We start from the raw sequence: 12,809 nt of genomic DNA, 5'->3' as shown, positions 1-12,809 counted from the left end.
TTGTCTGCTCACTCCGTATCCGCCCTGGTGGAGGAGGTCGCCTCCTCGGCGGCAGCATAAGTTGACCAGATGGGTCAACTTATGTCCTATCGACGGTAGGTAAACTGACTCGGGTAGTCAAATTTCGATTCCTAGCGGCAATGAGAGTCGGTGAGGACCTTGACCGGTGCGGCGCCATCGGAACCACGGCTGCGCGCCGATGCCAGGCGTAACTCCGAACAGATCCGGTCCGCCGCGATCGGCGCGTTCCAGGGACGGGGCCTGACGGTGCCGCTCGAGGAGGTCGCGAAGGCCGCCGGGGTGAGTAAGGCCACGATCTTCAACCGGTTCGGCGGCCGGGTCGGCCTCATCGAGGCCGTCATCGAAGAAGTCGTCGCGACGGAGCTGTTCGCCGTCATCGAACACACGCGGACGATCGATGCCGCCGGCGAGCGGATCACCTACTACCTCACCGCGATCCGCGACCTCCAATACCGCCAGCCCGCGGTCAACGACGTTCTGTTGCAGACGTATCCGCACTCGCAGCAGCTCATGGAGATCTGTCGAGTCGGGAGCGAGGTCAACGATGAACTCGTCGCGGCGGCGCGGGACTGCGGTGCGCTGCGCCCGGAGTTCACGGCGAGCGACCTGCACGCACTCGTCGTAGACAACGCCCTCGCCCTCAAACACGGCGAGCGCCCTCCCCGAGACGATTACGACCGCCGCACCACGTACCTCCTGGACGGCATCCGCCAATCCGCTTCTGATGACCGATGACTGCGCCTCTGCCCTGATGCGGCGAACGGCCACCGGACCGACCGAATGCTGTTGCGGTACCGGATCGGGTTGTCAGCGATGGCCGAGGCTGCTCGCGATCAGATCGGCAAGTGCGGCGACGGCGTCGGTGGATGTCGTTCGGGCGCCGTTCAGTTCGCTCGCTATCGCCTCGGCCGCGCCCAGAATTCCGATGCAGCGCAACCGGATCAGGGCGGGGGCGAGGTCGGAGTGTGGCTGGAGGGAGTCGGCCATCAGGTCGACGTAGGCGTCGGAGATCTCGCGCTGTGCCGCCTCCATCTCCGGATCTCCTTTCAGCGCAGCGGAAATGGCGGCGAATTCCGGCATGTCGGTGGCGCACGCGAAGTAGACGGTGCTGGCGGCGCGGGCCGTCTCCGCGAGGGTGGGCGCGGCGGACTGCAACGCCTGTGCCGCGGTCGTGCGGTGGCGTTCCTCGAGTTGCCGGTACAGGGCGATCAGGAGACCGGGACGGGTGGCGAAATGGTCGTAGACGATCGGCCTGCTCACGCCCGCGGCCTCCGCGAGGGTGACCAGGGTCAGGCCGTCGGCGCCCTGGGTGCGCACGATCGCCAGGGCGGTGTCGAGCAATTGCTCGCGCCGGGCCTGTTTGGACAGGCGAGTCATCGAACCTCCCTTGCGGTCTCGCCTCAGTTTAGCTACAAAGTGTAGGTTACAAAATGTAGCTTAGTTGAATGGGAGTGAAAGCAATGGTCGAGCCAAGGAAATCGGTCCTGGTAATGGGCGGGTCGGGGCAGGCGGGCGCGGGAACGGCGGCCTTGCTGCGCCGCTGGTACCCGGCGCTGCCACTGACGATCGCGGCCCGCGATCTCGGCCGCGCGCAGCGGGTGGCCGACGAACTCGGTGCCGCGACGGCCGTGGTCGTCGACCTGGATCGCGGCGATCTCGGCCTCCCGCCGGGCGATGGTCACTCGGCGGTGGTCGCGGCGCTGTGGGACCGCGGGCTGCACGGCCTCGGGTACGCGCAGCGGCACGGCGTGCCGTACCTGAGCATCTCGAACGGGCTCGTGGAGATCGCGCCGGAGGTCATCGCGGGTGCGCAGCGGGCGCACGCCGCGCCGATTCTGTTGGCCAGCCACTACTTTGCCGGTCTCGTCGTCCTCGCGGCACTGGACTCGGCGAAGCAATTCGGGAGCGTCGACTCCATTCGTGTCGGCACCGTGCTGGACGAGACGGACGCCGGGGGCCCCGCGGGGATGGCGGATCTGGATCGCCTGGCGGCCGTCACCACGGCGGGGCTGATCCGCCGCGACGGGGTCTTCACCTGGATCGCGGGTGCCGACGCGCAGGCGGAGGTGCGCAGCGCCGACGGCATTTCGGTGCCCGGCCAGAGCATTGCCATCCCCGATGTGCCGAGCCTCGGCCTCGCGACGGGCGCGTCGAACGTTCGCGTCGACTTCGCGGTGGGCGAGTCGGCGGGCCGTCGCCGCGGCGCGCAGCCGTCCGCCGAGGTGCGGATCGAGATCGAGGGACTGGACCCGGCGGGCGCACCGCTGCGCACCGAGCGCCATCTGATCCACCCGGAGGGCCAGCGCCCGCTGACCGCGCTCGGCGTCGCCCTGGGCATCGAACGGCTGATCGGTCTTCGCGGCGACCCGGTGGCACCCGGAATCCATACCCCCGAGGCGATATTGGACCCAGCCGACGCCGTCGAGCGGATGCGTGAGATCGGCACCCTCGTCGTCGATACACGAGACGGCGGCTCGTAGGCTCAGATCTCTGGCGGGAGGGGCGCCCGAGGTCGAAACGGTTGGGTCACAAGGGATTCGAGTAGATGCGGACCGGTGCGACGAGAACCGCGGTCCCACGTTTTTCCTCTATCACCGGGCCGTAGGTGTCCCAGTCATGGGTGACGCCCGCCGCGGCGAAGATCTCGCGGACCAGGAGCCGCCGGCGCTCGTCGTCGATCTCCGGATGTGGGTCGTCGGGGCCGATCAGCTGGGCCGATCCCTCGGCCGTGATCCACCGCCAGCCGCCGCGGACAGTCAGGGCGACAGTGGGATTCGCGCGCAGGTTCGCCAGTTTCACTGTGGCGCTGGGGGATACGAAGGCGAGGGTGTCGGTCCCGGTGATCGGATGCGGCAGCACACCGGCGTTGACGACGGTGGCGTGCGGCGTACCGTCGGCGCGCAGGGTGACGGCGACGCTGAGGCCGTAATCGAGAGGAACGAGGTCGGCGAAGTCCTTCAGGTCGGTCACGCACTCTCCTCTACCGGTCGGTTGGTGTGATTCAACCACCTGTGTGGCTCGAGGAGCCGGAGGTGACAGCGCCGACGCAGGCCGGTCACCCCTTCCCAGCACGGGGTGTTCGCACTGCGGGCCCGCACTTATCGGAGTTACCGTCGCCGTGGTTTGTTCGACTCCAGTGAGGGACCAGTGCGCACGATATCGACAACAGGCCCACGGCATGAGCCCGCGATTACCCGATTACGGGCGGAGCGGGAATGGTGAGTCGACGGGATAATCGCCGCGCGGGCGAGCACGCGGTGGTTCTCGGCGGCGGAATCGCCGGTCTGTTCGCGGCCCGGGCGCTGGCCGACCATTATGCGGCGGTGACCATTGTCGAACGGGATCGGCTGCCGCGCGAGGTGGTGAAGCGGCGCGGGGTTCCGCAAGGACAGCATTCCCACGGGCTGCTGATGCGGGCCGCGGACATTGCCGAGGCGCGGTTTCCCGGTCTGACCGACGAGCTGATCACCGACGGTGCCAAGGCATTCAGCGCGTTCGACGATTTCCGGGCCGTCTTCTTCGGCAACGTTCTGCACCGATCGGCGCTGGGCAGAAGTTCGGTCGCTGCCAGTCGTCCATTCCTGGAATCGCATGTGCGAGCGCGGGTAGCGGCGCTGCCGAATGTGACGGTGCGCGACGACGCGGCCGTCGCCGGACTCATCGCGGTCGACGGCGGCATCGGCGGGGTCCGGGTGATGCGCCGGGAGGCGGACGAGGAACCGATACGCGCCGATCTGGTGGTCGATGCCATGGGCCGGGGTTCGCGAGCCGGCGCCTGGCTCGAATCGATGGGCTATCCGCGGCCACGCGAGGACCAGGTTCCCGTCGATATCGGTTATGCCACTTGCCATTTCCGCCTGCCGCTGGATGCCGTCGGCGGCGACCGGGTGATCCTGGTCGGTCCGACGCCCGCCCGCCCGCGCGGATTCGGGTTCGCGGCCCAGGAGGGGGATATATGGGTGCTGTCGGCGTTCGGCGTCGGGAAGGACAATCACCCACCGGCGACTCCCGGCGAACTGCTGACCTTCGCCGCGGAATTCGCCCACGACGATGTGGCCGCCGTACTGCGCCGCGCAAGTCCCATCGACGAGGTGGCGACATATCGGTTCAAGACGGCGGTCTGGCGCCGATACGAACTGCTCGATCGCCTGCCCGCGGGAATGCTGTCCATCGGTGACGCGGTGTGCTGTTTCAATCCCATCTACGGCAATGGAATGACCGTCGCGGCCATTACCGCGGACCTGCTCGACGAGGTACTGAAGCGGGGGACCAGGGATCTGCCCCGCCGCTACTACCGACGCGTGGGCCGCATGCTGCGGACACCGTGGTGGCTGACGAAGTTCAGCGATATCGCGCTGCCACCGGTGCCCCTCGGCTCATCGGGTGCGAAATCGCTGCTGCATTCCGGCATGAGCAGGGTTTTCCGAGCCGCGGCGGACGATCCGGCGACCGCGGCGACATTCCTGGACGTGCTGAATATGGACAAATCCCCGGTGCACATGATGGAACCGCGCGTCGCCGCCGCGACCATCGGCCTGCGGCGGCCCTTCGGCGCCCGCGGTTGAAGCGGCAGCTCGGATACAGCCGATATCCGTCGGTCGGCGTGCCACGATGAAGGGCACCGTAGGCCGCATGGGAGGTCACGATCGTGTCAGAACCGGGCAATGCCGGTGACGATCCATTCGATGGTCGCCACCCGACGAGTCATGAACGCATGACGGGCCGACCCTGGGATGCGTCCTACCGGGATGGTCCCGCGCCATGGGATATCGGTCGCCCGCAACCGGCGGTGGTGCGGGTGGCGTCTGCGGGCGGATTCTCCGGCGCGGTGCTCGACGCCGGTTGTGGCACAGGCGAAAACGCGCTGCACATCGCCGCGCTCGGTCTGCCCGTGCTGGGCGTCGATATCGCCGAGACGGCGCTGGCGATCGCCCGCAAGAAGGCGGTGGAGCAGGGGGTCGAGGCGGAATTCGCCACGGCCGATGCCTTCGAACTGGAGCGATTGGGACGCCGGTTCGACACGGTGCTGGACTGCGGGCTGTTCCACACGTTCGACGGGGACGAGCGGCCGGGATACGTGGCGAGCCTGGCATCGGTCACCGAACCCGGTGGCACGCTGTACGTGCTGTGCTTCAGCGACGAAGGTCCCGATATCGGACCGCATCCCGTCAGCCGTGCGGAGCTGTCGGCGGCGTTCGCTCCCACCACCGGATGGAATATCGTCTCCCTCGAACCGGACCGGATTCAGACCAGATTCCACGACGAGAACGGCGGGGCGGCGTGGTTCGCGACAATCGAACGGACAGCGGGGATATGACCATGACCGACCTGAAGACCTTCGCCGACCTGGTGGCCCTCGATCACGGTCTCTGCGTCGTCGCCACCCTCCGTGCCGACGGCTCACCGCAGGCCACCGTCGTCAACGCGGGCGTCCTGCCCCATCCGCTGGGCGATTCCGACGTCGTCGGGTTCGTAGCGCGGGGCGGCACCGCGAAACTCGCTCACCTGCGCCGGAATTCGACTGTCGCGGTGACCGTCCGGGGCGGCTGGCAGTGGACCACCGTCGAGGGCTCGGCGCAGTTGATCGGGCCCGACGATCCGCACCCGGATATCGATGGCGAGCGTCTGCGCCTTCTGCTCCGCGAGATCTTCACGGCCGCCGGTGGGACGCACGACGATTGGGATACCTACGACCGAGTGATGCGCGAGGAGCGCCGCACCGCCGTCCTCGTGTCACCCACCCGCATCTATTCGAACCCGGCCTGAGCTGCCGTCTCGTTACCGTCCGGCTGCCCTGTGACCGCGCGTTCGTAGTTGCGCAGCGTCTCGATGAACAGCTCTCGCTGGCCGGGGGTGAGCGGCTCGAGCGCCACGCGCCAGGCGTCCGCGCCACGTGCCAGCCACTGCCGAATCGCGGGCAGGGCCTTGTCGGCGATGCTGATGATCTTGCGTCGGCGATCGGTGTCGTCCTCCCGGCGTTCGAGAACGCCCTGCTGGGTGAGGTCGCTGACCATCAGGCTGACGGTGGTCGGCGCGACGTCCAGGCGGGCCGCGAGTTCGTTGACCGTCATCGCGCCGTCGAACAGCAGATACGACAGCAGTGACAGGTGTCGCGGTGCGAGCGCCAGCGACCCGAGTTCCGCAGGTGGGCGCATCCGCTTGGCCCGGCCGACCAGCCGGGGCATCAGCAGCAGCATCGCCCGGATCGCGTCGTCGGTGTCCGGTCCGGACTCCGTCGTTGACATCGGCATCGCCTCCATTTATCTTTGTCATCAAAGGTAATTTGCTTTGATGACAAAGGTATTTTATCGCCGTTTCGCGGTTGCTTGCTTTAGGAGGCATCGTGTCGCACGCCGACGAAATCACGCGGTGGATTCACGATTCGGCGCGGCCCCTGGACGTGGCCGGTGCCGACGCACCGCTGTCCGATCCGGGTTCGCTGGCCGATCGAATCGGTGACGCCGCAGTGGTCGGAATCGGCATGACGACCCGCGCCGGACACGAGCTGTCCGTGCTCGCGCATCGGGTGTTGCGAGTGCTGGTGGAGCAGAAAGGCTTTCGGGCGCTGGCGTTGCTCGATGACGAAGTCGTCGTCGCGGCCATGGACGAGTTCGTGCGCACGGGTGCGGGTGATCCGCGAAAACTGTTGCAGGAGGCCTGGGCCCCGTGGCGGAATGCCGAGACTCTCGCGGTGCTGGAGTGGGCACGCGCCTTCAACAGCGAGCATCCGGACGATCCCCTGCGCCTGTTCGGGTTGACGCCCGAGGCGGCCAGGGCCGGGCACTATGCGCAGGTGGCTGAGTTCGTGGAAGCTGTTGCCCCGCACCGCCTCGAGGAGCTGAACTCGCACTACGGGCCGATCGCTACCGCGCATCGGCTGGGCGAACATATTCAGCTGGCCAACGGTACGCATCCGGGTCGGCCGTTCGTCGAGCACGCGAGAGACGCACTGGCACTTGTCGAGTCGTTGCCTGGCTCCGCCTGCGTGCTGGATGCCGCCCGCCTGATTCTGCGATATCACGAGTTCAGCACCGCATCCGGGCGGCGTGATTTCGCGGCCGAGGCTGCCGCTGCCGCGGACCGGATCGCCGAGTGGCACAACCGTACCGGGCATCGGATCGCCTACTGGGAAGGCGTATCGAACACGGCAGTGGCCGACCGCCTGACCTTGGCTGCGATGGCGCAGGAGTTTCCGACCACGGGATTCCTGCTCAGGGAGCGGTTCGGTACCGGCTATCTGTCGATGGCCGTCGCCTTCCGGGACGGCAAGCTGCGCGCCGACCTGTCCGTCCCCGCGCCCCCAGAAGACTTCGCGGACACCGTGATCGACGTCCCGGGACGGGACGACTATCTGCTCGACCTGCGAGACGCACCACCGGGCGTGGTGCGCCAGTGGCTGCACCAACCGGCCAAGTTCCGCCTCGTGATCGGAACCTACGACCCCGCCCGCGACCCCGCCCACTACATCGCGGGCGCCGGGCTGGCAGATTGGTTCGACATCCTCCTCCGAATCCGCACCATAACCCCCACCCACTCACTCGGGCCGTTGTAAGTGCCCGACTGTCCGAGCCGCGCCGCCACAGCAGCGCGCCCGCCAGTACATCAGTCGGCCACGCGATCGGCATGCGTTGCTGTGTGCCAGTGGGGGTCTCGGCCGAGGAGGGCTGCGATGTTGTCTATTGCGGAGAGGGTTCGGTCTTCTGTCAGTGGGGGGTTGTAGGCGCCGCCGGGGGCGTTGAGGGGGCTTCCCGGGGCGGTGATCTTTCGGGCGATGGGGAGGGCGCGGGCGGTGAATTCGGCTGGGATGGAATAGGTTCGGTCGAGGGCGCGGGTGAGGTCCCAGCGGTGTACGAGCATGTCGACGTAGTGGATCGACAGGACCTCCTCGGTGGGCATCGGGCCCAGTTGTGGCAGGTTCACGATGTCGCCGGTCTGCTCCATGGCCACCACCCATCGTGCGGCGGTGCGGGCGAAGCCGCCGCGGGGGTCGTCGGTGGGGGCGGGGATCGGTGCGAGGACCGATTCGATGATCGCCTCATGGCGTTCGTTCATGTGCCGGATCAGGTCGGCGACCGTCCAGCCGGTGCACGGTGTCGGCCGATCGAGGTCGGCATCGTCGAGCACGGTCACGTCGTGGCCGATGAGCGCCAGGGCCATCGCGTCCAGCTGCAGCAGGTCAGTCATGTGTCCACTTCCAATATAACGTACGGTCGTTCGCTAACAGTAGTATGGCAAACGACCGTACGCTATAGTTCGAGACATGTCTCCTCGAAATTCACGCGCCGAGGCCGCCCACACCCGGGAGCGGATCGTGGCGATGGCCGTCGACGAGGCGTCGCGAATCGGCTTGGAGGGGTTGACGATCGGTGCGCTCGCCGACCGGCTCGCCATGAGCAAGGCGGGCGTGGTCGGCCCGTTCGGATCTCGGGAAGACCTGCAGTACGCCACATTGGAGCGGGCCGGGCGGGTTTTCCGGGCAACCGTCATCGACCCGTTGGCCGATATGCCGCTGGGCGTGGCCCGGCTGACTCGGCTGATCGACGGATGGATCGACTATCTGGCCGAATGCCCTTTCCCCGGTGGATGTTTCGTCACCGCGGCATCGACCGAACTCGACGGGCGGCCGGGGCCACTGCGTGATCGGCTACGCAAAGCCGTCATCGACTGGCGCACCCTGCTGATCGCGGAAATCACTGCCGCACAAGCGGAAACCGCCACCGCGGACCGCCCCCCGGCGGAAATAGCCACGGCCCTGATCGGCATCTCGATGGCGGTCAACCAGGAGATCCAGCTCCTCGACGACCGGTCCGCCGCCCGCCGCGGCCGGGCCGCGATGCGCACCGCCGCCGGACTACAGCAGTCCGGCCCGGAATAGGTACCGAAGTCCGTCGAGCGATTCGGCAGCGGACCGTGTCCCCGGTTGCTGGAAGAGTTGGCCCGGACGGTCGACAGTCCGGGACGGAGTGAAGGAGCACCAGTGGAGCTGCGTCAACTGCGGTACTTCCGCGCCGTGGCGGAGCGGCGGCACCTCACCCGCGCCGCGGAGGAACTCGGAATTCGGGCCACATCGCTCAGCCAGCAGATCATCGCCCTGGAGAACGAACTCGGCACGGCGCTGTTCAGCCGAACCCCCGGCGGCATGATCCCGACCGCCGCCGCCGACGCGCTGCTGCCCCACGCGTGCCGCGCGCTCGACGCCGTGAGCGCGGGGGAGCAGGCGGTCCGACTGAGCGGCGCCGTTCGGCCGTGGCGAATCGGTGTCACACCCGGAGCCTCCGCCCAGGTCGTCGCCGCACTGCGGAATGCCGCCGGCGCCCTGGACGTGCGGGATCTGCCGGTGAGTGAGCAACTGCGGATGCTGCCCCGGGGCGAACTCGACGCGGCACTGATCGTGCTGCCCGCCGACACCGGCGGTCTGCGGGTCCGCACGGTCAGCGAGGCGCCGCTGGGAGTTCTCGTCTCCGCCACCCATCCGCTCGCCGCCCGCGCATCGATCGGCTGGACCGATCTGGACGGCCTGGACCTGCTGTGGTTCGACCGCGAGCTGGCGCCCGGCTACCACGACGCCATGCTCGACACGTTCCGACGGGCCGGCTGGCGGCCGCGTCGAATACGCCGTGGCCCACCGCGCCGCGGGCCGTTCCTCGCTGAACTGGCCGACGGCGACGTGGTGGCCATCCGGCCCCGCTGGGACGAGACCAGCGGCGCCGTCGTCTGGCGGGAGCTGGCCGACGCACCCCGGTTGTGTCATGCGCTGGCATGGGATCCCGCGCATCGGGACGCCGGCCGGTTGGCGGATCTGACCGTCCACCTGGCGGATGAGGCATAGCCGCACCCGCGTGCGGAATTGCCTCGTGGACGTGGGATCCCTTGTCGCGCTTAGCTGGTCGGGCATACCGCACGGCTCACGAAAGGCACGACCATGGCGCTCACACACTGGGGTTTCCTCTACGTCGCGGACGGCTGCGACCCGAATCGCGACATCTCCGTGGTCGATACCGGGACGTGCCGAACCGTTCTGATCGGGCTCGGCACACCGGACCAGGCGCCGGAGGCGGCGGCGGGATTGGTTGGCGACGGTGTGCAACTGATCGAACTGTGCGGCGCCTTCGGGCCGGTCTGGGCCGCGCGGGTGATCGAGCGCATCGGCTCGGCGGTCCCCGTCGGCGCGGTCGGTTACGGCCCCGAGGCGACCGGACGACTGCACGCGCTGTTCGCATGATCGTTCGCCGCGCGACCCGGACGCCGCCGACTGTGATCGTGACCCCAGGTTTGCCTTGACGCCGGTGTCAACGTTTAGCGTCGTGGTACCGGATGAGGAGGTTGGATGCTGATCGGGGAGCTGGCCGAACGCGCCGGGACGAGTGCGCGCACGCTGCGGTACTACGAGCAGCACGGACTGGTGCGGGCGCGGCGGTCGAGCAGCGGATACCGGGTGTACGACGAGGCGGAGGTGCCCATCGTCCGCAAGATCCGGGAACTGCTCGAGCTGGGCTTCGACCTGGCCGATACCCGCCCGTTCGTCACGTGCCTGCGCGCGGGCAACCGCAACGGCGACGAGTGCCCCGACTCGGTGGAATCCTTGCGCCACAAGCTCGACGAGGTCGACGAGGCGATGGACAGGCTCGCCGTCGTCCGGCGGCAGCTGCACGAACAGCTCGCCGACGCGCTCGACATCCCCGCGGCGCCGCCGAAATGCGAACTCTCGCACCGGTACTGACAACCGCTGGCCCAGGAGATATCCGTGAAATTCGCCATCAGCTACAGCGCCGCCCTGAACGGCACCGACCCCGACCGGCTCGCCGCGTTCGCCGCGCACGCCGAGAACTGTGGTTTCGAGGCGCTGTACGTGCAGGATCACATCGCGCTGTATCCGGGCGCCGACTACGGAGGCGGGCAGCTGCCCCCGACGATGCCGTTCCTCGATCCGCTGGACTGCTTGAGTTTCGTTGCGGCGGAGACGGATCGGATCTTGCTCGGCACAGGAGTCCTGCTGCTGCCGTATCGGCACCCGGTGATCCTGGCCAAACGCCTTGCGACCGTGGATCTGCTGTCCAAGGGTCGGATGCGGCTGCTCACCATCGGGGTCGGTGCGCTGCCGGGCGAGGCGCAGGCGGCGGGCGTGGACTTCCGCACCCGCGGGCGTCGCGCCGACGAGGCGATCGACGTGCTGCGGCTGCTGTGGTCGGGTGGCGCCGAGGGCGTCGGCTATCACGGTGAGTTCTTCGACTTCGACAACCTGTGCAGCTTCCCGAAGCCGCTCGGTGTGACCGAATTGCCCATTCACGTAGGGGGTTCCAGTCGCGCGGCGGCGCGGCGGACCGGTCTGCGCGGCGACGGCTACTTCGCGGGCGGGCTGCTGACCGAACAGGAACGCGACCTGCAGATGGAACTGGCCCGCAAGACCGCGGCGGACGCCGGACGCGACCCCGCCGCCCTGGAATACACGCGCTGGGGTTCGAGCGACCTGACCACCGAACGCGTCGACGAACTCGCAGGCCACGGCGTAACCCGCCTCGTGGTCAACTTCATGGCCCCCGACGCCGAGCAGCAGCACGATCAGATGTCGGAATTCGCCGAACGATTCGGCCTGTAGCCGCCGTAGGGGTATCCCGGGCCGGAGCGCCGCTGATACAGTCCCCGTGCTGACGTAAAGCATTGCAGCGCAACCTGATTCATCGGAGTGCCGAGGATGTACTCGGCCGGGCGAGCGGGGTGAGGTCATGGCTGGTGTACGCGGGCGTTCGATGGTCGCCGACAAGGGGTTTCGGCGTCGTGGCCGGTTCGGGTCGTCTCGGTGGGTAGCGCCGGGTATCACACTCGCGGTGCTGCTGATCGGACTGTCGCCGCCCACGGGCGCTGCGCCACTACCGGTTCCGTACGGGAACCGGGCCATGATCGATCAGGCCGTCACCGAGTGGGACGGCCCGGTCGCGGGCGCCAACGACTACTCCTGCAGGCCGAGTGACGAGCATCCGAAACCCGTTGTCCTCGTTACTTCCACGTTCTTCTCCGACGCGGTCGCCTGGACCACGCTCGCGCCGTACCTGCACAACCTGGGGTACTGCGTGTTCACCTTCGACTACGGCCGGGAGATCTATGACGTCCCACCGGGTTTGAACGGCATGGATCCGATGGAGTCGTCCGCCCGAACGGTGGCCGCGACGGTGGATCGCGTCCTTGCCGCGACGGGCGCCGAAAGCGTCGACCTGGTGGGACATTCGCAGGGCGGCATGGTGGCCCGCTACTACATCAACGCGCTGGGCGGGGCGGGCAAGGTCGACCGCATGGTGCTGCTGTCCTCGCCGTACCGGTTGACCGGGTCGCCCGATCTCACTGCGCGGGCACGTGATTCGATCCCGGCGCCGGTCTACGAGGCGATGCTCTACAACGGTGTCGTCCCGCCGGTGGCGCTGTTCGGTGCGAACGTCGCCGATCCCTGGGCGTGGGAATTCATCGAACCGCTGCAGCCCGGTGTCGAATACATTCAGATCACCAATTCGGCCGACGCCTTCGGGCTGCTGGGCGGCATGCCCGCACCCGCGGGAGCGGCCAATGCGACCACCCGCTACATCGACGGCGTGTGCCCCACGGATCGCTCCGAACACTTCTCCCAGCAGTATTCCCCGACCGCGGTGGCCATGATCGCGACGGCACTCGATCCCGAGAACCCGGTCAGCGGTCTGTGCACGACGATCACCGGCAGCGCGTACTGAGTTCGGGTCCGGCGCGTAGCAGGTTTTCGGAAGCGCCGAGGTCACGACCGGGCGAGTATTTCGGCAACTCGA

General features: G+C 68.0%; 16 protein-coding genes. 12 read left to right on the top strand and 4 right to left on the bottom strand.

What is annotated here, in order from left to right:
• The first annotated feature begins 150 nt into the window (after positions 1-150).
• Positions 151-756 carry a TetR/AcrR family transcriptional regulator gene (locus NM1_RS03835; RefSeq protein WP_218022162.1) on the top strand — a complete coding sequence of 202 codons (606 nt, stop codon included), beginning with the start codon at positions 151-153 and terminating at the stop codon, positions 754-756.
• Positions 757-828: 72 nt separating this feature from the next.
• Here the strand turns inward: NM1_RS03835 and NM1_RS03830 are convergent, their stop codons facing one another.
• Positions 829-1,398, bottom strand: a complete 570-nt coding sequence (locus NM1_RS03830) for a TetR/AcrR family transcriptional regulator (RefSeq protein WP_068013858.1) — start codon at positions 1,396-1,398, stop codon at positions 829-831.
• Positions 1,399-1,466: 68 nt separating this feature from the next.
• On the opposite strand from NM1_RS03830, the gene NM1_RS03825 reads away from it, so the two are divergent.
• Positions 1,467-2,501 carry a saccharopine dehydrogenase family protein gene (locus tag NM1_RS03825; RefSeq protein WP_246011424.1) on the top strand — a complete coding sequence of 345 codons (1,035 nt, stop codon included), beginning with the start codon at positions 1,467-1,469 and terminating at the stop codon, positions 2,499-2,501.
• Between the two features lie 46 nt (positions 2,502-2,547).
• Here the strand turns inward: NM1_RS03825 and NM1_RS03820 are convergent, their stop codons facing one another.
• Positions 2,548-2,991 (bottom strand): pyridoxamine 5'-phosphate oxidase family protein, encoded by a 444-nt coding sequence (locus NM1_RS03820; RefSeq protein WP_068013853.1) that lies wholly within the window; start codon positions 2,989-2,991, stop codon positions 2,548-2,550.
• Between the two features lie 248 nt (positions 2,992-3,239).
• On the opposite strand from NM1_RS03820, the gene NM1_RS03815 reads away from it, so the two are divergent.
• From NM1_RS03815 to NM1_RS03805, 3 genes are all read left to right on the top strand, one after another.
• Complete coding sequence (locus NM1_RS03815; protein WP_169814189.1) at positions 3,240-4,586, top strand: NAD(P)/FAD-dependent oxidoreductase; 1,347 nt, start codon at positions 3,240-3,242, stop codon at positions 4,584-4,586.
• Positions 4,587-4,735: 149 nt separating this feature from the next.
• A complete protein-coding gene (locus tag NM1_RS03810) occupies positions 4,736-5,338 on the top strand; it encodes a class I SAM-dependent methyltransferase (protein ID WP_068013849.1) in 603 nt (200 codons plus the stop codon).
• 2 nt (positions 5,339-5,340) lie between these two features.
• Entirely contained in the window at positions 5,341-5,787 is a 447-nt protein-coding gene (locus tag NM1_RS03805; RefSeq protein ID WP_068013847.1) for a TIGR03618 family F420-dependent PPOX class oxidoreductase, read from the top strand.
• Here NM1_RS03805 and NM1_RS03800 read toward each other — a convergent pair.
• Entirely contained in the window at positions 5,769-6,266 is a 498-nt protein-coding gene (locus NM1_RS03800) for a MarR family winged helix-turn-helix transcriptional regulator (RefSeq protein WP_068013977.1), read from the bottom strand. The genes NM1_RS03805 and NM1_RS03800 overlap by 19 nt on opposite strands.
• Positions 6,267-6,364: 98 nt before the next feature.
• Here NM1_RS03800 and NM1_RS03795 point away from each other — a divergent pair, with 98 nt between their 5' ends.
• The gene (locus NM1_RS03795) at positions 6,365-7,573 is read left to right on the top strand and encodes an erythromycin esterase family protein (RefSeq protein WP_084519125.1); all 1,209 of its coding nucleotides are present in this window, start codon (positions 6,365-6,367) and stop codon (positions 7,571-7,573) included.
• A gap of 50 nt (positions 7,574-7,623) precedes the next feature.
• Here the strand turns inward: NM1_RS03795 and NM1_RS03790 are convergent, their stop codons facing one another.
• Positions 7,624-8,205 carry a TIGR03086 family metal-binding protein gene (locus NM1_RS03790; protein ID WP_068013845.1) on the bottom strand — a complete coding sequence of 194 codons (582 nt, stop codon included), beginning with the start codon at positions 8,203-8,205 and terminating at the stop codon, positions 7,624-7,626.
• A 76-nt stretch (positions 8,206-8,281) separates the two neighbouring features.
• Here NM1_RS03790 and NM1_RS03785 point away from each other — a divergent pair, with 76 nt between their 5' ends.
• The 6 genes from NM1_RS03785 (at position 8,282) to NM1_RS03760 (ending at position 12,737) form a co-directional block, all read left to right on the top strand.
• Positions 8,282-8,896, top strand: coding sequence for a TetR/AcrR family transcriptional regulator (locus NM1_RS03785; protein ID WP_068013843.1), 615 nt, complete (start codon positions 8,282-8,284; stop codon positions 8,894-8,896).
• A gap of 102 nt (positions 8,897-8,998) precedes the next feature.
• Entirely contained in the window at positions 8,999-9,850 is an 852-nt protein-coding gene (locus NM1_RS03780) for a LysR family transcriptional regulator (RefSeq protein ID WP_176582594.1), read from the top strand.
• A 93-nt stretch (positions 9,851-9,943) separates the two neighbouring features.
• On the top strand, positions 9,944-10,243 hold the full coding sequence (locus tag NM1_RS03775; protein ID WP_068013841.1) for a DUF6506 family protein: 300 nt from the start codon (positions 9,944-9,946) through the stop codon (positions 10,241-10,243).
• 105 nt (positions 10,244-10,348) lie between these two features.
• Positions 10,349-10,741: a MerR family transcriptional regulator gene (locus NM1_RS03770; protein WP_068013838.1), complete on the top strand. Its 393-nt coding sequence runs from the start codon at positions 10,349-10,351 to the stop codon at positions 10,739-10,741.
• 24 nt (positions 10,742-10,765) lie between these two features.
• Positions 10,766-11,617 carry an LLM class F420-dependent oxidoreductase gene (locus tag NM1_RS03765; protein ID WP_068013835.1) on the top strand — a complete coding sequence of 284 codons (852 nt, stop codon included), beginning with the start codon at positions 10,766-10,768 and terminating at the stop codon, positions 11,615-11,617.
• Between the two features lie 127 nt (positions 11,618-11,744).
• Complete coding sequence (locus NM1_RS03760) at positions 11,745-12,737, top strand: esterase/lipase family protein (protein WP_084519124.1); 993 nt, start codon at positions 11,745-11,747, stop codon at positions 12,735-12,737.
• The last annotated feature ends 72 nt before the right edge of the window (positions 12,738-12,809 follow it).

Source organism: Nocardia mexicana NBRC 108244 (assembly GCF_001613165.1).
Lineage (GTDB): Bacteria > Actinomycetota > Actinomycetes > Mycobacteriales > Mycobacteriaceae > Nocardia > Nocardia mexicana.
This window is presented reverse-complemented; position numbering and strand designations above follow the sequence as displayed.

What these genes read in the sequence shown, in the direction of transcription:
- NM1_RS03775 (WP_068013841.1), top strand. Translation starts at nt 9,944, where the DNA reads ATGGCGCTCACACACTGGGGTTTCCTCTACGTCGCGGACGGCTGCGAC.
- NM1_RS03790 (WP_068013845.1), bottom strand. Translation starts at nt 8,205, where the DNA reads ATGACTGACCTGCTGCAGCTGGACGCGATGGCCCTGGCGCTCATCGGC.
- NM1_RS03825 (WP_246011424.1), top strand. Translation starts at nt 1,467, where the DNA reads ATGGGAGTGAAAGCAATGGTCGAGCCAAGGAAATCGGTCCTGGTAATG.
- NM1_RS03760 (WP_084519124.1), top strand. Translation starts at nt 11,745, where the DNA reads ATGGCTGGTGTACGCGGGCGTTCGATGGTCGCCGACAAGGGGTTTCGG.
- NM1_RS03785 (WP_068013843.1), top strand. Translation starts at nt 8,282, where the DNA reads ATGTCTCCTCGAAATTCACGCGCCGAGGCCGCCCACACCCGGGAGCGG.
- NM1_RS03800 (WP_068013977.1), bottom strand. Translation starts at nt 6,266, where the DNA reads ATGTCAACGACGGAGTCCGGACCGGACACCGACGACGCGATCCGGGCG.
- NM1_RS03770 (WP_068013838.1), top strand. Translation starts at nt 10,349, where the DNA reads ATGCTGATCGGGGAGCTGGCCGAACGCGCCGGGACGAGTGCGCGCACG.
- NM1_RS03830 (WP_068013858.1), bottom strand. Translation starts at nt 1,398, where the DNA reads ATGACTCGCCTGTCCAAACAGGCCCGGCGCGAGCAATTGCTCGACACC.
- NM1_RS03810 (WP_068013849.1), top strand. Translation starts at nt 4,736, where the DNA reads ATGACGGGCCGACCCTGGGATGCGTCCTACCGGGATGGTCCCGCGCCA.
- NM1_RS03805 (WP_068013847.1), top strand. Translation starts at nt 5,341, where the DNA reads ATGACCGACCTGAAGACCTTCGCCGACCTGGTGGCCCTCGATCACGGT.